Annotated in this window: 16 protein-coding genes; 12 read left to right on the top strand and 4 right to left on the bottom strand. The window is 71.0% G+C overall.

Annotation, left to right across the window (positions count from 1 at the left end; translation table 11 throughout):
• Positions 1–51: 51 nt before the first annotated feature.
• Together EV380_RS08280 and EV380_RS16595 are read left to right on the top strand one after the other, a co-directional pair.
• Entirely contained in the window at positions 52–492 is a 441-nt protein-coding gene (locus EV380_RS08280) for a DUF3499 domain-containing protein (RefSeq protein WP_130450630.1), read from the top strand.
• 61 nt (positions 493–553) lie between these two features.
• Complete coding sequence (locus EV380_RS16595) at positions 554–727, top strand: Trm112 family protein (protein ID WP_165391915.1); 174 nt, start codon at positions 554–556, stop codon at positions 725–727.
• Positions 728–804: 77 nt separating this feature from the next.
• Here EV380_RS16595 and EV380_RS08275 read toward each other — a convergent pair whose 3' ends face one another.
• Positions 805–1,734, bottom strand: coding sequence for a hypothetical protein (locus tag EV380_RS08275; protein WP_207219367.1), 930 nt, complete (start codon positions 1,732–1,734; stop codon positions 805–807).
• A gap of 244 nt (positions 1,735–1,978) precedes the next feature.
• Here EV380_RS08275 and EV380_RS08270 point away from each other — a divergent pair, with 244 nt between their 5' ends.
• Together EV380_RS08270 and EV380_RS08265 are read left to right on the top strand one after the other, a co-directional pair.
• The gene (locus EV380_RS08270) at positions 1,979–2,548 is read left to right on the top strand and encodes a TetR/AcrR family transcriptional regulator (RefSeq protein WP_130450626.1); all 570 of its coding nucleotides are present in this window, start codon (positions 1,979–1,981) and stop codon (positions 2,546–2,548) included.
• A 107-nt stretch (positions 2,549–2,655) separates the two neighbouring features.
• Positions 2,656–3,762: a DUF1461 domain-containing protein gene (locus tag EV380_RS08265; protein WP_130450624.1), complete on the top strand. Its 1,107-nt coding sequence runs from the start codon at positions 2,656–2,658 to the stop codon at positions 3,760–3,762.
• A gap of 100 nt (positions 3,763–3,862) precedes the next feature.
• On the opposite strand, the gene EV380_RS08260 is transcribed toward EV380_RS08265, so the two are convergent.
• The gene (locus EV380_RS08260; protein ID WP_130450622.1) at positions 3,863–5,761 is read right to left on the bottom strand and encodes an AMP-dependent synthetase/ligase; all 1,899 of its coding nucleotides are present in this window, start codon (positions 5,759–5,761) and stop codon (positions 3,863–3,865) included.
• A gap of 79 nt (positions 5,762–5,840) precedes the next feature.
• Positions 5,841–7,589 carry a dolichyl-phosphate-mannose--protein mannosyltransferase gene (locus EV380_RS08255; RefSeq protein WP_242607544.1) on the bottom strand — a complete coding sequence of 583 codons (1,749 nt, stop codon included), beginning with the start codon at positions 7,587–7,589 and terminating at the stop codon, positions 5,841–5,843.
• A 144-nt stretch (positions 7,590–7,733) separates the two neighbouring features.
• On the opposite strand from EV380_RS08255, the gene rsmI reads away from it, so the two are divergent.
• From rsmI to EV380_RS08240, 3 genes are all read left to right on the top strand, one after another.
• The gene (gene rsmI, locus EV380_RS08250) at positions 7,734–8,576 is read left to right on the top strand and encodes a 16S rRNA (cytidine(1402)-2'-O)-methyltransferase (RefSeq protein WP_130452136.1); all 843 of its coding nucleotides are present in this window, start codon (positions 7,734–7,736) and stop codon (positions 8,574–8,576) included.
• Positions 8,577–8,676: 100 nt separating this feature from the next.
• Positions 8,677–10,158 (top strand): NAD-dependent succinate-semialdehyde dehydrogenase, encoded by a 1,482-nt coding sequence (locus EV380_RS08245; RefSeq protein WP_130450620.1) that lies wholly within the window; start codon positions 8,677–8,679, stop codon positions 10,156–10,158.
• 152 nt (positions 10,159–10,310) lie between these two features.
• Entirely contained in the window at positions 10,311–11,171 is an 861-nt protein-coding gene (locus tag EV380_RS08240; RefSeq protein WP_242607717.1) for a TatD family hydrolase, read from the top strand.
• On the opposite strand, the gene EV380_RS08235 is transcribed toward EV380_RS08240, so the two are convergent.
• Positions 11,168–12,259 (bottom strand): TlpA family protein disulfide reductase, encoded by a 1,092-nt coding sequence (locus EV380_RS08235; RefSeq protein WP_165391914.1) that lies wholly within the window; start codon positions 12,257–12,259, stop codon positions 11,168–11,170. The two genes, EV380_RS08240 and EV380_RS08235, sit on opposite strands and share 4 nt — an antisense overlap.
• A gap of 271 nt (positions 12,260–12,530) precedes the next feature.
• Here EV380_RS08235 and EV380_RS08230 point away from each other — a divergent pair, with 271 nt between their 5' ends.
• From EV380_RS08230 to EV380_RS08210, 5 genes are all read left to right on the top strand, one after another.
• Positions 12,531–13,703, top strand: a complete 1,173-nt coding sequence (locus tag EV380_RS08230; protein ID WP_130450614.1) for a resuscitation-promoting factor — start codon at positions 12,531–12,533, stop codon at positions 13,701–13,703.
• A 163-nt stretch (positions 13,704–13,866) separates the two neighbouring features.
• On the top strand, positions 13,867–14,190 hold the full coding sequence (locus tag EV380_RS08225; RefSeq protein WP_130450612.1) for a hypothetical protein: 324 nt from the start codon (positions 13,867–13,869) through the stop codon (positions 14,188–14,190).
• Positions 14,191–14,208: 18 nt separating this feature from the next.
• Positions 14,209–15,120 carry a 16S rRNA (adenine(1518)-N(6)/adenine(1519)-N(6))-dimethyltransferase RsmA gene (gene rsmA / locus EV380_RS08220; protein WP_130450610.1) on the top strand — a complete coding sequence of 304 codons (912 nt, stop codon included), beginning with the start codon at positions 14,209–14,211 and terminating at the stop codon, positions 15,118–15,120.
• A complete protein-coding gene (locus tag EV380_RS08215; RefSeq protein WP_130450608.1) occupies positions 15,117–16,037 on the top strand; it encodes a 4-(cytidine 5'-diphospho)-2-C-methyl-D-erythritol kinase in 921 nt (306 codons plus the stop codon). Before rsmA ends, EV380_RS08215 begins: the two co-directional genes overlap by 4 nt.
• 53 nt (positions 16,038–16,090) lie before the next feature.
• Positions 16,091–17,911, top strand: a complete 1,821-nt coding sequence (locus tag EV380_RS08210; protein WP_130450606.1) for an ABC-F family ATP-binding cassette domain-containing protein — start codon at positions 16,091–16,093, stop codon at positions 17,909–17,911.
• The last annotated feature ends 3 nt before the right edge of the window (positions 17,912–17,914 follow it).

Below are 17,914 nucleotides of genomic sequence, written 5' to 3'. Positions count from 1 at the left end.
GGCCGTGCCGCTCCAGCGTTCCGCGCCGGGTTGCGGGTAGGGTGGGGGCTCGTGGGATCAAATCGTCTGTGTTCGCGTTCGGGCTGCCAACAGTCGGCCATCGCTACTTTGACGTACGTGTACGCCGATTCCACGGCGGTGCTCGGCCCGCTGGCCACGTACGCGGAGCCGCACTGTTACGACCTCTGCGCCGTCCACGCCGGCCGGCTCACGGTGCCGCGTGGCTGGAACGTGCTCCGCCTCGACATCCCCGACGCCCCGCGTCTGGCCTCCGATGACCTCTCCGCCCTCGCCGATGCCGTCAGTGAACGTGGCGAGGCGCCGGCCAGCGAGGTCGACGCCGTCCGGACGACGGGGTCGGCCGGCGCCGACGGCGAGGACCGCCGAGCAGCCGACCAGCAGTTGACACCGCCGGCTGGCTCCGGCGTCGATTCCACGCCGCAGCCCGGAACGAAGCCGCGGCTGCGCATGCTGCACGACCCCAGTCAGTAACGGTTGCGCCGCGCGGCGGTCCCTCGGTCGTCGTGGCCGCGTCAGCGCATAGACTGGGACCATGGCCCATCTTTCTGCTGATCTGCTCAAGATCCTGCGCTGCCCTGTCACCGGGTCCGCACTCGAACGCCGCGGCGACGAGCTGGTCTCGACGCGGACAGACGACGACGGCGAACGCGTCGTCTATCCCGTGCGCGACGGAATCCCCGTCCTCCTGCCGCCGACTGCGGCGTAGACCCGCCGGCGCTCCGGGCGAGCTCAGCCGGAGAAGAGCGAGGCGGAGTCCGTGCGCTGATCGACCGCCTCACCCTGTCATGTCGACCCGGCCGTGACCCTGACGTCGCCTGCTCGCTCGAGTTCATCGAAGCGCACCGCGTCCGCCATCGTCACGGCGCCGCGTAGTTGCAGTTCCACGAGACGTTCTGCGGCGATGGCCGCGAGCCGGCCGGTGGCCCCGGATTGACCCTCGCCTGTGGCGGTGAGCATCGACGTCGATCCCCGTCTAGCTGCCGTGACGCTCCAGGCCCGCCCCCCGAGATGCGGGGCGTGGCGGAGCAGCGGAGCCAGGGCGGGGACGGCGCCGACGAGTCGCAGTGCAGCTGTCGCGATTCTGCTGTCGAGTGCGAGCCAGCTGCGGACTTCGATTCCGAGCGGGCGCCCGATGAGCAGGTCATCGGGGAAATCGGCCCGCAGGTGCTCGCGCAGCGTCCCGTCGGGAGTCCGGAAGCTCCGTCGCTGGCGGAGGTTGGCGACCGGAGCAGACTCTGGCGCGGCGTACACGTTGTTGCCCGCAAGGCGCGCAGTCCACTCCACGGCTGCAGGGCCGTGGGATTCGCCTGCGCCGAGCACGATCGTCACGTCGATCTCCTCTCCGGGCTGCGGGTGGAGGGCGCGGACGAGCACGGTACTGAGCCCGGGCGCGATGCCGGCACCAAGCAGGGCCGCGCCTCCTTCCGGAACGCCTGCGGCGAGTCGTTCGAGGTGGGACGCGGTTGCGGAGACGTCCACGAGCGGCGTCGCGCCCACGGCCGCCTGCACGGCGGCGGATTCGATACCGCTCGCGTCGAGGACCACGTCGACTCGAGCTGCCTCACGTCGCAGCCGCGCAAGTCCCGTCGAAGTCGTCGCGTCGATCGCGATACCGTCCTCCGGGGCGGACCGGCCGGCGCCGACGACGTCATGCCCGACGCGTCGCAGCGCGACCGCTGCGGCGGATCCGACTGCGCCTCGCGCCCCGAGCACGAGCGCCCTCATCTGTCCGACTCCGACGTCACGCTGCTCGAGCGAGCCACGCCAGCAGTCCGTAGCGGCGCCGGGCGCGCCGAGCCTGAAGCGGCATGCGCCCAGGGGAAGAACACTGTCCGCGTGACCACGGCTTGCAAGAAGAAAGGACGCACCGAAACTCCAAACGTCTGGTTGGGAATCCCACGGTAAGGGCGACAGTCGAAAATTGCAACTAAACGGTTGGACTCGTTAGGCTGAGCTCATGCCATGGGACACGGAGGCAACCCGCCGCAAGCTCCTGGACGCGGCGACCGCGCAGTTCGCCCGAGTGGGCCTGGCCGGTGCCCGCGTCGACTCGATCGCTCGCGAAGCAGGAGTCAACAAGGAGCGCATCTACCAGTACTTCGGCGACAAGAGCGGGCTCTTCGCCGCCGTGCTGGCTACTGAGGTCGAGCACCTGCTCGAGGGGATCTCCGTGGCGGGAAACGGTGCGAGCGCGCTGGGCCACGTCGCCGGCGCCCTGCACGACAGGGTCGCAATGCGCCCGCATCTCGCCCGCCTCCTGGCCTGGGAGAGCCTTGAACTCTCCGAGCCCGTATCCGCCGAGAGTCGCGCTGAAGGGTGTGCTGCCATGGTCACCGCTCTCGCTGACGCGCTTCCGCACCACGATCGCGCGCACGCCGGCGAGCTTCTGTTGAGCCTCATCTCGCTAGTTCTCGCCGATCGCTGTCTGCCTCACGTCACAGCACTCGTAGCGCCGGGCAGCACCACCTCTTCGCGGCGGGCGGCCGTCGTCGCACAGGCTCGCGCCCTGGCGGCGACCGGAAGCTGAGCTGCTCATCCCGGCGGACCTGCCTCGCGCCACCCGCGGGTCATTCGTCGTCCCGGACGCCCCTGCGGTCTAGGGTGGGAAGGGACGTATGCCACGAAAGGAACTGCATGAGCGAGAAGGCGAAGAGCGGAAACACGAGCGAGGCGGCCACCGAGCCGATCGCGCGCCCGACGGGCCCTCGTGCCGAGGACGCTCCGAAAAGCACGGAGTCGACGAACACCGCCGCCTTGCCGCTGACCGAGAGCCGTCGTGGACGCCGCTCCGCCGACTCCGCCCAGGATGCGACCGACACCGGGGAACGCAAGACGGTGGGAGCGAGCGCACCGGCACCGGCCGACATGCTCGACGCGGCCGCCGCGGAGCCGCGCCGCGAGGCCGGATCGGCGACGAAGATTCTGCGTTCCGCTGAGGCGGCCGCCGCCCGCGCGACTCCCGAGCCCGTCGCCGTGCCGGCGGCGGACCCCGCCGACAGCAAGCGTCGCGGAGACGCGCGCGAGGCCGCGCTGCGTGCCAAACCGCTCGGGCCGCGCATCGTGCAGACCCTGCTCGCGATCGTCTACCCGTTCCTGCTGCTCATCGGCGCGCTCAAGGCCGTCGCCAGCCCCTGGTTCCTGTGGCTCGAGTACCACCGCCCCGGCTTCCCCGCGGACGAGTACGGCTGGGATACCGCCCAGCGCCTGACCTACGGATCGTACGGGGTCGACTACCTCAGCAACGCGGCAGGGGCCGGGTTCCTGGGCGGCCTCACGGCGGCCGATGGTTCCCCGCTCATGACGGAGTCCGAGGTCGCGCACATGGCGGACGTGAAGGCCGTGATCGCCACAAGCTTCGCCACCGGATTCGTCCTGCTGGTTGCTGCCGTGCTCATGGCCGGGTTCCTGATGAAGCGCTATCCGGGCGGAGTGCGCCGGGCGCTGTTCGCCGGCGCGGTCGGCACGCTGGTCGTCGCGGGGGCCCTCGCCGCACTGGCTGTCATCAACTGGAATGCCTTCTTCACCGGGGTGCACGCCCTGTTCTTCGCCGACGGGACCTGGACGTTCCAGTACTCCGACACGCTGCTGCGGCTCTATCCGGAGCAGTTCTGGATCGACGCGGGCGTCGCCGTCGGCGCGCTGGTGCTCCTCGCCGTCGTCGTGACCCTCATCGCGACGTGGCCGACGCGCGCTCGCCGCGACCGCGCGCGCTTCACGCTGAACGGGCGCCGCGTCGCCTGAGCCCGGTCCGCTCCCAGCTGCGCGAACGCCCCGTGGAAAGACGTCCTTGTCCTGAAGTCATTCGGACGTTTTTCCACGGGGCGTACGCCGGGTCGGCCGGTCAGCGGCGGTAGAGGTCCTCGATCGCCTCGGCGCAGGTCTCGATCACGGCGGTGCGCTTGAGCTTCATCGACGGCGTCAGGTGGCCGGACTCCTCGGTGAACTCGTGCTCCACGATCGTGAACTTCTTGACGCCCTCGGCGTGCGAGACCGTCTTGTTCGCGGCGTCGACCGCCGACTGGATCTCGGAGAGGACCTCGGGATTCTCCGCGGCGGAACCGAGGTCGATGCCGCGGGCCGCGGCCCACTTCGGCAGCTCCTGCCGGTCGAGGCTGATCAGGGCGCCGATGAACGGGCGCTGATCGCCGACGACGACCGCCGTCTCGACGAGGCGGGACGCGCGGATCAGCTCCTCGAGCGGCCCCGGGGAGACGTTCTTGCCGCCCGCGGTGACGATCAACTCCTTCTTCCGGCCCGTGATCGAGAGGAACCCGTCCGCGTCCAGCTCGCCCAGGTCCCCGGTCGCGAAGTACCCGTCCTCGGTGAACGCGGCCGCAGTCGCCTCGTCGTTGTCCTGGTATCCGGCGAAAATGCCGACGCCGCGCAGCAGCACCTCGGAATCCTCGGCGATCCGCACCGTCGTGCCCGGGATCGGGATGCCCACGCTGCCGACTCGCGCGGAGCCGACCTGGTTCACGGTCGCCGGCGCGGTGGATTCGGTCAGGCCGTAGCCCTCGAGCAGCTGGATGCCCGCCCCGCGGAAGAAATGTGCGAGGTCGTCATTCAGAGCGCCGGCCCCGGAGATCGCGTAGCGGGCCCGCCCGCCAAGCACGGCGCGCAGCTTCGGGTAGAGGATCCTATCGAACAGGGCGTGCTGAGCGCGCACGGCGAGCGGCAGCTTTGCGCCGGTGCCGCGGGCCGCGGCGTCGCGGTGCTTCGAGACCGCAATCGCGACCTGCTCGGCCCGGGCGAAGATCCGACCCTTGCCGGCGGCCTCGGCCTTGGCGAGGGCGCCGGAACGGATCTTCTCGAAGATACGGGGCACCGCGAGCAGGAACGTCGGCCGGAAGCTCGCCATGTCGCCCATGAGCTCGGAGACGTCCGGGCCGTGGGCGACGGTCGTGCCGGAGTGCACGCAGCACTGCTGCACGGCACGGGCCAGCACGTGGGCGAGCGGCAGGAACATCAGGGTGCGCGAGCCCTCGTGCACGACCTCGCGCATGTGGGGGACGAGATTCACGGCGACGCCCGCGAAGTTGCCGTGGGTCATGCGGCAGCCCTTGGCGCGGCCCGTCGTGCCGGACGTGTAGACCAGGGTCGCGACGTCGTCGTACCCGGCGGAGGTCCGGGCCGCCTCCAGCTCCGTGTCGCTGACGGCCGAGCGCGCGCCGGCCGCGAGCAGCAGCGCGAGGTCGCTGCCCGCTGTCAGGCCGACGGAGACGACGCCGCCCGTGGCCTCGCCGGCCGCGGCGCCTCCCGCGACGCTGTGCGCCTCGTCGAAACAGTAGATCTCGACGTCCTCGCCGAGCTGCGCGACGGCGGCCTCGACGATCGCGGCGCGTTCGGCGGACTCGGCGAAGACGTGGCGGGCGCCGGAGTCCCGCAGGATCCACTCCACCTGGTAGGCGGAGCTCGTCTCGTACACGGGCACGCTGACCGCGCCGGCGAACCAGATCGCCTGCTCGACGAGCGCCCACTCGAAGCGGGTCCGGGACATGATCGCGACCCGCGCCCCCGGGGCCACGCCGAGGTCGATCAAGGCCTTGGCGAGGCGGCGGACGAGCGCCACGTACTCGGGTGTGGCGATCTCGACCCACTGGCCGGAGCCGTCCTTCGCGGCGTAGATCGCCGACGCGGAGTCGGGGTCGGCGTTCTCGCGGTTCAGCCGGTCGATGAGGAGCTGGGTCGTGTTGTAGGACTTGGGCAGTTCGACGAGCAGGTCGGTCCGAGCTTCGCGCACGTTTCTCTCCTGATGAGGCGGCAGTCGGGCAACAGTCTAGCCAGAGCGCTGGTGCGAGCCGCTCACCTCCCGGGCCGAATTATCCCCAGCTGGGCAGCCACACCCGCAGATGCCATGCTTCGTAGCTGATCGTCTGGCCCGTCCAGACCGGCCAGAAGAACGCGGAGAGCGCGATGGCCAGAGCCATGAACACCCCGACGACGGCGATCCCGGCGCGACGGCGTTCGGCCGCCTCCGCGGTGGCCGCGTCGTCGTGCGGGCTCGCTTCGGCGACCGCCGGGAGCCTGCCCAGCGGCGGGCCCGTCGGCGTGCCCGGCAGCAGGGGTGGCCCCGCGGCGCGTGCGGGTCCGAGTGCGAGGCCGAGCGCGTAGGCCAGGGCGAGCATCATGAACGGGTGGAAGGAGATCGTGTAGAAGAAGAACATCGTGCGCTCGGGATAGAACCACCACGGCACGAACCCGGCGGCGACGCCGGCGAGGATCGCCCCGGCGCGCCAGTCGCGGGCGCCGGCCCAGTAGAACGCGACGACGAGCAGGGCGAGCGCGGCCGACCACCAGATCAGCGGGTTCGGCAGGTCCGTCACGACGCGGCTGCACGTCTCGAACGCGCAGCCCTCGGCGGCGGTGGGGGAGTCGTAGTGGTAGAGGACCGGGCGCCCGGCGAAGAGCCAGGTCTCGGGGCCGGACTCCCACGAGTGATCGGAGCCGAGGCCGCGGTGGAAGCCGTAGGCGCTGCGGTGGTATTCGGCGAGCGAGCGCAGCGCGTCCGGCACGAGCGGCCACGCCTGCTCGGGGTTCTTTTCCGCCCACTGCCGGTGGTAGCCGCCAGCAGTGCGCAGCCAGCCCGTCCACGTGGTCAGGTAGGTCACGGCCGCGGCCGGGATCATGGTGAAGAACGCCGGGATCCCGTCGCGCAGCAGCCCCGAGACGCCCCAATGCCGGATGCCGGCGGCGCGGCGGGCTCCCACGTCCCACAAGACCGTCATGAGGCCGAACACGGCGACGAAGGCGAGCGCCGACCACTTGGTGCCGACCGCCGCGCCGAGGAGCACCCCGGCGAGGATCCGCCACGGCCGCCACGCGTTCCACGGCCCGTAGAGCAGTTGTCCCGCCCGGCGACCGTGGTCGGCGGCCGCGGCGGCCGCGGCGACCTTCGCGGCGAGGCGCCGGCGGCCGTCGTCGCGGTCGAGGAGCAGCACGTAGAACGCGGCGAGGCAGAAGAGCATCGTGAAGACGTCCAGCAGGGCCGTGCGCGACATGACGAGGTGGTGGCCGTCGACGGCGGTGAGCAGCGCCGCGATGCCGCCGAGCAGGATCGAACCGAGCAGCTTCCGGCCCACGAGGTAGACGAGCAGGACCGACAGCGTGCCCGCGACGGCGGGGGCGAACCGCCAGCCGAGCCCGTTGTCGGCGCCGAACGCGAGCATGCCGAGCCCGATCAGCCACTTGCCCAAGGGAGGGTGCACCACGTAGGAGCGTTCCTCGAGCGGCTGCGGGTTCCCGGCGAGGAACGCCTCGTCGGCTCCCTCGTCGGGCCACTGCCGCTCGTAGCCGGACTGCAGCAGCGTGAAGGCGTCCTTGACGTAATAGGTCTCGTCGAAGATCAGGTCGTGCGGGGCGGACAGATTCACGAGTCGAAGCCAGGCGGCCAGGGCTGTGATCAGCGCGGGCACGAGCCAGAAAGCGTGGCGGGTGGCGAAGGCCGACACCCGGGCCAGCGGGGCCGCGGACGGTACCGCGGACCAGGGCGGGGCGGTGCGGCCGAGCAGCCGCTCGCGCAGCGGGGTCCGGCTCGTAGCGGCCTCGGGCGACTGGATCCATCGGGTCACCTGGCCACTCTATCGGCCGCGGCCCCCGGGGGAGCTGACGTGACACGTTAGCGGTAGGCTGGCCCGGTGGCACAGCGCAGCAGTGAAGAGACCCCAGAGAACTCATCCACCCCGACCGCACCGGGGGGCGGAGCACTCGCCGAGTTGGTGCCCGGGAGCGGGACGATCGTGCTCGCCGCGACCCCGATCGGCAACCTCTCTGACGCCTCGCCGCGGCTCATCGAGCTGATGCGCACGGCCCACGTGGTCGCCGCGGAGGACACTCGGCGCCTGCTGCACCTGGCCAACGCGCTCGGCGTGCGCATCCCGGGGCGGATCGTCAGCTACCACGAGCACAACGAGGCCTCCCGGATCGCCGAGCTGCTCGAGACCGTGCAGGCCGGTGCGACCTTGCTCGTCGTCTCCGACGCGGGCATGCCGGCCGTCTCCGACCCGGGTTTCCGGCTCGTCGAGGCCGCCGTCGCCGCCGATGTCGCGGTGACCGCAGTGCCCGGCCCGTCCGCCGTGCTGACCGCGCTCTCGCTTTCGGGTCTGCCGACCGACCGTTTCACATTCGAGGGTTTCCTGCCCCGCAAGACGGGGGACCGCGCCGCCCGCCTCGCGGATCTGGCCGACGAGCGCCGCACGATGGTCTTCTTTGAGGCGCCGCACCGGCTCGCGGCCATGCTGCGCGCGCTCGCCGAGGCCTTCGGTTCCTCGCGGCAGGCCGCCGTCGCCCGCGAGCTGACCAAGATGCACGAGGAGGTCCGGCGCGGCCCGCTCGACGCGCTCGTCGTCTGGGCGGAGGAGGGCGTGCGCGGTGAGATCGCCGTCGTCGTCTCCGGGAAGACAGAGGCGGATGCCGAGGACGACGTCGACCATGTGGCCGCTGTCCAGGCGATGATGGATTCGGGCGTGCGGCTCAAGGATGCCGTCGCCGCCGTCGCCGAGCGGGACCGCATCTCGAAGCGGGAGCTCTACGCCGCCGTCGTCGCCGCCCGCCAATAAGTCACGAAGCGGCGCGCATCGTACTCCGATTTTCTCCGCCCGCGCCCGTCGCCTAGATTTGGCGAGAGTTGTCAATGCATCGATACACGGGAGTTAAACAATGACGATTACGCCCGAACGCGAAGCCGAGCTGCTCGCTTCCGTCCCGACCGGCCTGCTGATCGACGGCGAGTGGCGCGACGCCTCTGACGGCGGCACCTTCGACGTGCACGACCCGGCCACCGGGAAGGTGCTCGCGACCCTGGCCTCGGCGACGAGCGAGGACGCCCTCGCGGCCCTCGACGCGGCCGACGCCGCCCAGGGGCAGTGGGCGCTGACGCCGGCCCGTGAGCGCTCCAACATCCTGCGCCGTGCCTTCGACCTCATCAATGAGCGCGCCGAGGACTTCGCGCTGCTCATGACGCTGGAAATGGGCAAGCCGCTGGCCGAGGCCCGCGGTGAGGTGACGTACGGCAACGAGTTCCTGCGCTGGTTCTCCGAGGAGGCCGTGCGGGACTACGGGCGCTACCTGACCACGCCCGAGGGCAAGAACAAGATCCTCGTGCAGAACAAGCCGGTCGGACCGTGCCTGCTCATCACCCCTTGGAACTTCCCGCTCGCGATGGCCACGCGCAAGGTGGGCCCCGCGATCGCTGCCGGTTGCACCATGGTGCTCAAGCCCGCCAAGCTGACCCCGCTGACGAGCCAGCTGTTCGCGGCGACGCTGCTCGAGGCGGGCCTACCGGCGGGCGTGCTCAACGTCGTCTCGGGCAAGAGCGCCTCCTCGATCTCCGGTCCCGTCATGGCCGACCCGCGACTGCGCAAAGTCTCCTTCACCGGGTCGACGCCGGTCGGCAAGCGCCTGCTCAAGGACGCCGCCGACAACGTGCTGCGCACCTCGATGGAGCTCGGCGGCAACGCCCCGTTCCTCGTGTTCGACGACGCGGACCTGGACAAGGCCGTCGAGGGCGCCATGGCCGCCAAGATGCGCAACATGGGTGAGGCGTGCACCGCAGCGAACCGGTTCCTGGTCCAGGACACCGTCGCTGAGGAATTCACCCGCAAGTTCGCCGAGGCCATGTCCAGCCTGACGCCGGGCCGCGGCACCGAGGAGGCCTCCACGGTGGGCCCGCTCATCGACTCCGGCGCGCGCGACGACGTGCACGCACTGGTCTCCGACGCCGTCGCGGCCGGGGCCGTGGCGGTGACCGGCGGTGAGCCGCTGGCCGGCGACGGCTACTTCTACGCCCCCACTGTGCTCGGCGGCGTGCCCAACGACGCGGAGATCCTGCGCGAGGAGATCTTCGGCCCGGTCGCCCCCGTGACGACCTTCTCCACCGAGGAGGAGGCGATCGCGCTGGCGAACGCGAGCGAGTACGGCCTGGCGTCGTACCTGTTCACCTCCGACTACGCGCGCATGTTCCGCGTCGCTGAGCAGATCGAGTTCGGCATGGTCGGCTTCAACGCGGGCGTCATCTCCAACGCGGCGGCTCCCTTCGGCGGCGTCAAGCAGTCGGGCCTAGGCCGCGAGGGCGGCTCCGAGGGTATCGCCGAGTACAGCACCGTGCAGTACATCGGCATCGCCGACCCGTACGCGAAGTAGCCGGTGCGCGCCGGCGGGCGGGCCTGGCTAGGATGGATCGCGTGTCTGATTCGCGCGTGACCCCTGGTTCGACCCCGCCCGCCTTCGTGTCCCCGGAACCGCCGGGGAGCGACGACGTCTCGGCGGGACTCTCCGCGCAAGAGGCCGAACGTCTGGCCGCCCAGGAGGCCCGGCGTCGTCGTCGTTCCGAATATCCCCCGGCACCCGAGCCGCTGCCCGTGCCGGTGCCGGACAACCACACCCACCTGGATGCGCGCGCCTACCGGATCGACGTGTCCGTCGCGGATGCCCTCGACACGGCGAACGCCGTCGGCGTCCCGGGCGTCGTGCAGGTCGGCTGCGATGTGGAGTCCTCGCGGTTCGCCGTCGAGGCCGCGGCCGCCGATCCGCGTGTGCTCGCCGCGGTCGCGATCCACCCGAACGACGCCGCGCCGCTCGCCGAGGCTGGCGGGCTGGATGCGGCGATCGCCGAGATCGACGCCCTGGCCGCCCACGAGCGCGTGCGCGCGGTGGGGGAGACGGGCCTGGACTATTTCCGCACCGGGGAAGAGGGGCACGGCGCCCAGCGCGCATCGTTCGAGGCGCACCTGGACATCGCCGTGCGGCGGGGCAAGGCCGTGCAGATCCACGACCGCGACGCGCACCACGACGTCGTCGAGGTTCTCCGTGCCGCACCGCGGCTGCCCGAGCACGTGGTCTTCCACTGCTTCTCGGGGGACGCGGAGCTGGCGCGAATCTGCAACGACAACGGCTGGTACATGTCATTCGCCGGCACCGTGACGTTCAAGAACTCGACGGGGCTGCACGCCGCGCTCGCCATCGCCGACCCGGAGCTGGTCCTGGTCGAGACGGACGCGCCGTACCTGACGCCTCACCCGTACCGTGGCCGGCCCAATGCCGCCTACATGATCCCCTACACGGTCCGGTTCATGGCCGAGCACCTCGGGCGCGACCTCGCGGAGCTCTGCTCGGTCCTTGCCGGCAACACCCGCCGCGTCTACGGGGAGTTCTAGGACGGCACGGAGTCGGCGACGACCCCGGCCAGTGCCGAGATGTACTCGGCGCCCGTGGTCGGACCCGCCGCGATGGAACCGTCGGGGGCCACGAGCAGGGCCGACGGTGTGTAACGGACGCCGAGCAGCTGCTGGATGGCCAGGCTCTCGTCCTCGAGGACCAGGTCGGCGACCTCGGGGTGCTCGGTGGCGAACCGTTCCGGTTCACGGGAGACGAGGAGGCGCACAGCCACCCGGTCGCCGAACGCCGCGCGCCAGTCGTCGAGCTCGGCGAGGACCTCGTCGCACGCGCGGCAGGACGGGCGCATGAGGATCAGCAGGGTCGCCCGCCCCTCGAGCGCCTGGCGCAGGCCGCGCAGCGCCTCGGACCCGGCGGGGCGGACCATGACCTTCGGCAGGGGCACTCCGGTCAGGTCCTCGGGCTGCGCCTCGTCCAACGATGCCGGCGCCGGGCGTTCGCTGAGCAGGTGTCGCACGGGGGCGGGAGCCGTTTCCTGCACCTCGGCCGGGGTGCCCACGCCGATTGCGCCGTCGTTTCCGCCGCGTGCGGACCCCGGGCGCCCTGCGGCCAGCCGCCACGCGAACGGCACCGCCGCGGCCACGACGACGGCGGCGAACCACCACCAGTCACCCGCGCCAAAGGCCAGCAGGTCGGAGGGCACCGAGCGGCCGGTGGCCGCGAAGACCACGGCGCCGGCACCCAGGGCGACGAGCCCGACGTTCCGGACCAGGTCCCAACGAGTGGCCGGCCCGCGGCCGAACCGGCCGAAGCACGCGCACTCCTGCGGTTCGCCGGCGCGGAGCACCGCCGCGACGAGCCACGTGTAGAAGAGGCAGAGCGCGAGTGCGGCCACGGCGGCGACGAGTCCCATCGGCCACGGCGCAAGGAGCCCGACGGCCACGAGGATTTCGCCCCACGGGTGCAGCCGGCGCACCCACGCGTTGTTGACGAGCGCAGGCACTCCAGGGCCCTCTAACCTAGCGCCCGTTACCTTTTCTTGAGATTCCGTCGTGACCTTCGCCACGCCCGCGACAGTGAAAACGAGGGCCAGGGCAAGTGGAGCGATGACTAGTGCGAACGTCGACATGAGGACCATTGTCGCACTGCGGGTCCCGCGACCGTCGAGGGTGTCCCGCGCGCGACGCCGGCCGTTTGCTGTTTGTGACTTGATAACGAAACGGTTACGGTAGAAGAGAATAAACCGGGATCGGGGAAGGTTTCGGGCATGCCGCCCTCGTGTGCGGCACCAGCATCACTCGCATTGACCATCGGTGGTTTGGACGTTCCGTTCGTACGTCCAACCGTGCATTCTGCCGCCGTGCTCCCCGTGCCTGGACGGCAGAACAGTAGGGATACTCATGAAGAACGCTTTTCGGAACCGCTGGGTGAAGGTCGCGGCCCAGGCCGTGGTCCTCGCCGCACTGATCGTCGGCGTCGTCTCCTATGTCGGAGCCTCCAAGACCCTCGCCGTGACCGTCGACGGTGAAACCCAGTCGGTCACGACCTTCGGCAGCACCGTCTCCGACGCCCTGGCCGCCTCGGACATCGAGGTCGCGGACCGCGATGAGGTCACGCCCGCTCTCGACGCCGCCATCGAGGACGGCACCGAGATCTCCGTCAACCGCCACAAGAGCGTCGAGCTCGTCGTGGACGGCGAGCAGCGCACTGTTGGCACGACCGGCGTGACCGTCGCCGACGTCTTGGCCCAGCTCGGCCTTGAGAAGGACGCCGATGTCTCCGAAGGCATCGACATGGAGCTCGCCTCGCTGAGCTCCGCCATCGAGATCCAGACCCCGAAGGACATTACGTTCGTCGTCGGCGGCGAGGACGAGAAGTTCACGACGACGGCCACGACCGTCGAAGAGGCACTCGCCGAGGCCGAGGTCCAGGTCGGTGACGACGACATCGTCGGCCCCAAGGACCTCAGCACCGAGGTCCGCGACGGCATGAAGATCCGCGTCATCCGCGTGAGCACCGAGACCCGCTCCGAGACGAAGGCCATCGCCCACGAGGTCAAGAAGGTCAACGACTCCTCGATCGACAAGGGCGAGACCAAGGTCGAGACCAAGGGTAAGAACGGTGAGCGCGAGTTGACCCACGAGGTCGTCCTGCACAACGGCGAGGTCGAGTCGTCCAAGCTCGTCGCCGACGAGGTCGTCACCGAGCCCGTCACGGAGGTCGTCAAGGTCGGCACCCGGGTCGAGGAGAAGGCCGCCACCTCGAGCTCCTCGTCCTCGAGCTCCAGCTCGTCCTCCGGCGGCGGCACGACGGCGTCGGGCCCGAACTCGGGTACGTGGGCCGCACTGGCCAAGTGCGAGTCCGGCGGCAACTGGTCGATCAACACGGGCAACGGCTACTACGGCGGCCTGCAGTTCAGCGCCTCCAGCTGGGCGGCCGTGGGCGGCACGCAGTACGCGCCGCTGCCGCACCAGGCCACCCCGTCGCAGCAGATCGCGGCAGCTGAGCGCCTCCGCGCCAACGGCGGCTGGGGCCACTGGCCCTCCTGCTCCGCGAAGCTCGGCCTGCGCTAGGCAGCCGGACCGGCCCAGCGCCGGGCAGCGAACATGCGACCCCGCGTGCGGATCCTCCTCAGGGATGATCCGCACGCGGGGTTTCCGCGTCCCGGGGGTGTCGCGCTGCGCCGCGCTGGCGGGTGTGATGGACGCTCGAGGGTAACCAACGGCGGGAGAAGACATGAAGAAGACGGTGTGGGCGCTCGTGATCGTGGCGGTGCTGCTGATGGCGGCGGTCTATCCGGCCTCGGCGATGCTCCTCCACGGACGCGCTGAGAACTTGTGCGCGGCATCGCCGCCGGGGGAGGAATGGGGTGATTCATCGCAGGTGGACTTCGCGCCGAACCCGCTTCCCAATTTTCGGTGTCGAGTCGAGTTCGCGGACGGGCGAACGCACGAATACCGCATGGGGTGGATTCCCACCTATCGGCCGGGGCCGTCGGGCGCCGGCGACGATGCACGAACGCCGACCGCCTGGGAGGGAATGGGGCCGCCACCGGGGTGACGAACTAGGATAGACCCCGTGACTTCTGATGCAGCCCAGCCCGCCTCCAGTGCGCCGGCCCCGCTTCTCGGCGCGACCGAGATCCGCCGCCTGGCAGACGAACTCGACGTACGACCGACGAAGACTCTCGGCCAGAACTTCGTGATCGACGGGAACACCATCCGCCGCATCGTCGCCGCCGCCGACATCTCGCCTGACGAGATCGTGCTCGAGGTCGGCCCCGGCCTCGGTTCCCTGACGCTCGGGCTGCTCGACGCCGCCGCGCGCGTCGTCGCCGTCGAAATCGACCCCAAGTTGGCAGCGCGGCTGCCCCGGACCATCGAGGAGTTCCGCCCGGAGAAGGCGGCGTCCCTCGACGTCGTGCTCTCCGACGCGATGCGCGTCAGAGAGCTGCCGCACGCGCCGACCGCCCTGGTCGCGAACCTGCCCTACAACGTGGCGGTGCCCGTGGTGCTGCACCTGTTCGAGCACTTCCCGTCGCTGCGGCACGGTCTCGTCATGGTGCAGGACGAAGTCGCCGACCGGCTCGCCGCGAAGCCGGGCTCGAAGATCTACGGCGTGCCGAGCGTGAAGTCCACCTGGTACGCCGACATGCGCAAGGCCGGCGTCGTCGGCAAGAACGTCTTCTGGCCGGCGCCGAAGATTAACTCCGGCCTCGTCGGGTTCTCCCGCCACGAACCACCCGTGACGCCGGCCAGCCGCGAGCAGGTCTTCGCGGCCATCGACGCGGCCTTCGCCCAACGCCGCAAGACCCTGCGCGCCGCGTTGGCCGGCTGGGCCGGCAGCGCCGCGGCCGCCGAGACCGCGCTGCGCGCCGCTGGGGTGGACCCGCAGGCCCGCGGCGAGAAGCTCAGCGTCGAGGAGTTCGCCGCCATCGCTGCCCACCACCCGGACCTCGCCGGCGACGCCGCGTCGGGACCGGGCGCATGAAGTCTTCGGTGACGGCCCGCGCCCCGGGCAAGATCAACGTCTTCTTCCGCGCCGGGCCGCCGCGGCCGGACGGCTACCACGACGTCGCCAGCCTCTACCTGGCGGTCAGCCTCTACGAGGACGTCACCGCCACGGTGCGCGACGACGACGGCGTCACCGTGCGGCTCTCCGCCGACTCGACGGCCGTGCGGGATCCCGAGGACTTCCCGCTCGACGCCGACAACCTCGTGGTGCGGGCGGCGAAGCTCCTGGCCCGGCACACCGGAGCGGGCACCGGCGTGGACCTCGAGGTGACCAAGCGCGTCCCGATCGCCGGCGGCATGGGCGGCGGCTCCGCCGACGCGGCCGCGGCGCTCGTGGCGTGCAACGCGCTGTGGGGCACCGGTCTGACCCGCGAGCAGCTGTGCGAGCTCGGCTCGGAGCTCGGCGCGGACGTGCCGTTCGCGATCACCGGCGGCGCCGCCGTCGGCCTCGGCATCGGCGACGAGCTCTCGCCGCTGCTGCTGCGCGACCGCAGCGACTGGGTCGTGCTGCCGGCGAGCTACGGGCTCTCGACCCCGGCCGTGTTCAAGCAGCTCGACGCCCTGCGCGCCGACGAGGACGTCCCGACGCCCACCGAGGTGGATGCCGACGTCGTGCTGGCGCTCGTCTCCGGGGACCACGAGCGGCTGCCGGGCCTCATGCACAACGACCTCGCCCCCGCCGCCGTGAACCTCGCCCCCGAACTGGGGCAGGTGATCGAGGAGTCCCTGCGCGCCGGTGCGCTCGCCGCGATCGTCTCCGGGTCCGGCCCGACGACGGCGCTGCTCGCAGCGGACGCGCACCACGCCGCCGAGCTGGCGCTGCAGTTGCAGGACGAGCCCGGACTCGCCGCGCATGCCGTGCACGGCCCCGTGCCGGGGGCGCAGATCATCTAACGCGGCGCCGTCGCAGCAGACAGAGAAGAATCAACAGCAGATCTAAGGACAGAATGGCTCACTTGCTCGGCGCGCAGGACCTGCGCGTCTCCTTCGGAACCCGCACCGTGCTCGACGGCGTCAGCCTCGGGGTGGACGACGGCGACCGGATCGGCATGGTCGGCCGCAACGGCGACGGCAAATCCACGCTGATGCGCCTGCTCGCGCTCGAGCAGACCCCCGACGAGGGGCGCGTCACCCAGCGCGGCGGCCTCCGGGTCGGCTACCTGCACCAGTCGGACGTGCTCGACGGCGACCTGCCCGTCGGCGAGGCGATCGTCGGGGACGCCGCTGACCACGAGTGGGCGTCGAACCCGCGCGTGCGCGAGGTCATGGGCGGGCTCGTCGAGGAGGTTGACTGGCACGCGCGCGTCTCCTCGCTCTCGGGCGGGCAGCGCCGCCGCGTCGCGCTCGCGAAGCTGCTCATCGCCGACCACGACGTCGTCATGCTCGACGAGCCCACCAACCACCTCGACGTCGAGGGCGTCGCATGGCTGGCCCGGCACCTGAAGTCCCGCTGGCGCGCGAACCAGGGCGGGCTGCTGCTCGTGACGCACGACCGCTGGTTCCTCGACGAGGTCTGCACGCGCACGTGGGAGGTGCACGACGGCGTCGTCGACCCGTTCGACGGCGGCTACGCCGCGTACACGCTGGCCCGCGTCGAGCGCGACCGCACGGCCGCCGTCGTCGAGCAGAAGCGCCAGCAGCTGGCGAAGAAGGAGCTCGCGTGGCTGCGCCGTGGCGCCCCGGCCCGCACGGCGAAGCCGAAGTTCCGGATCGACGCCGCGAACGCGCTCATCAACGACGTGCCCGAGCCGCGCGACACCGTGGCGCTCGCGAAAATGGCCACCGCGCGCCTGGGCAAGGACGTGATCGACCTCGAGGACGTGTCCCTGTCCTTCGGGGAGAGCACGCCTCTCTTCGACGACGTCACCCTGCGCCTGGCACCCGGTGAGCGCGTCGGCATCGTCGGCGTGAACGGCGCCGGCAAGTCCACCCTGCTGCGCCTGCTCGACGGGCAGATCGAGCCGACGGGCGGGAAGATCAAGCGCGGCAAGACGGTGCGCACGGCCGTGCTGACGCAGGAAGTCACTGAGCTCGAGCCGCTCGCGGAGAAACGCGTGATCGAGGTGATCAACGAGGAGAAGACCCGGTTCGAGGTCGGCGGCAAGGAGATCTCGGCGGGTCAGCTCGTCGAGCAGCTCGGCTTCACCCAGCAGAAGCAGTGGACCAAGATCAAGGAGCTCTCCGGCGGCGAGCGCCGGCGCCTGCAGCTGCTGCGACTGCTCATCGGCGAGCCGAACGTGCTCATGCTCGACGAGCCGACCAACGATCTCGACACCGACACGCTTGCCGCCGTCGAGGACCTGCTCGACGGCTGGCCGGGCACGCTCGTGGTCGTCAGCCACGACCGCTACCTGCTCGAGCGCGCGACCGACCACCAGCTGGCGCTGCTCGGCGACGGCAAGATCCGGTTCCTGCCCGGCGGCGTGGAGCAGTACCTCGAGCTGCGCGAGGCCGGCGACACCGCCGCCCAGCGGGCGGCCTCGGGCACGAATTCGCCCGCCGCCGGTGAGCAAGCGGGCCAGGCGTCGTCGTCCGGCTACAGCGAGGCGGAGAAGCGCGAGGCGCGCAAGAGCGCGAACCGGCTCGAGAAGCAGATGGCCAAGCTGGACGCGCGCGCCGCGGAGCTGGAGCAGAAGATGGCCGCTGCCTCCGCGGCGATGCGCTTCGACGAGCTGACCGCCCTCACGTCCGAGCTCGGCGGCGTCAAGGACTCCCACGACGAGCTCGAGACCGAGTGGCTCGAGGCCGCGGAGATCGCCGAGGGCTGATCT

The sequence above is a fragment of the Zhihengliuella halotolerans genome (genome assembly GCF_004217565.1).
GTDB classification, from domain to species: Bacteria; Actinomycetota; Actinomycetes; order Actinomycetales; family Micrococcaceae; genus Zhihengliuella; species Zhihengliuella halotolerans.
This window is presented reverse-complemented; position numbering and strand designations above follow the sequence as displayed.

What these genes read in the sequence shown, in the direction of transcription:
- EV380_RS16595 (WP_165391915.1), top strand. Translation starts at nt 554, where the DNA reads ATGGCCCATCTTTCTGCTGATCTGCTCAAGATCCTGCGCTGCCCTGTC.
- EV380_RS08270 (WP_130450626.1), top strand. Translation starts at nt 1,979, where the DNA reads ATGCCATGGGACACGGAGGCAACCCGCCGCAAGCTCCTGGACGCGGCG.
- EV380_RS08265 (WP_130450624.1), top strand. Translation starts at nt 2,656, where the DNA reads ATGAGCGAGAAGGCGAAGAGCGGAAACACGAGCGAGGCGGCCACCGAG.
- EV380_RS08245 (WP_130450620.1), top strand. Translation starts at nt 8,677, where the DNA reads ATGACGATTACGCCCGAACGCGAAGCCGAGCTGCTCGCTTCCGTCCCG.
- EV380_RS08235 (WP_165391914.1), bottom strand. Translation starts at nt 12,259, where the DNA reads ATGTCGACGTTCGCACTAGTCATCGCTCCACTTGCCCTGGCCCTCGTT.
- EV380_RS08230 (WP_130450614.1), top strand. Translation starts at nt 12,531, where the DNA reads ATGAAGAACGCTTTTCGGAACCGCTGGGTGAAGGTCGCGGCCCAGGCC.
- EV380_RS08225 (WP_130450612.1), top strand. Translation starts at nt 13,867, where the DNA reads ATGAAGAAGACGGTGTGGGCGCTCGTGATCGTGGCGGTGCTGCTGATG.
- EV380_RS08215 (WP_130450608.1), top strand. Translation starts at nt 15,117, where the DNA reads ATGAAGTCTTCGGTGACGGCCCGCGCCCCGGGCAAGATCAACGTCTTC.
- EV380_RS08210 (WP_130450606.1), top strand. Translation starts at nt 16,091, where the DNA reads ATGGCTCACTTGCTCGGCGCGCAGGACCTGCGCGTCTCCTTCGGAACC.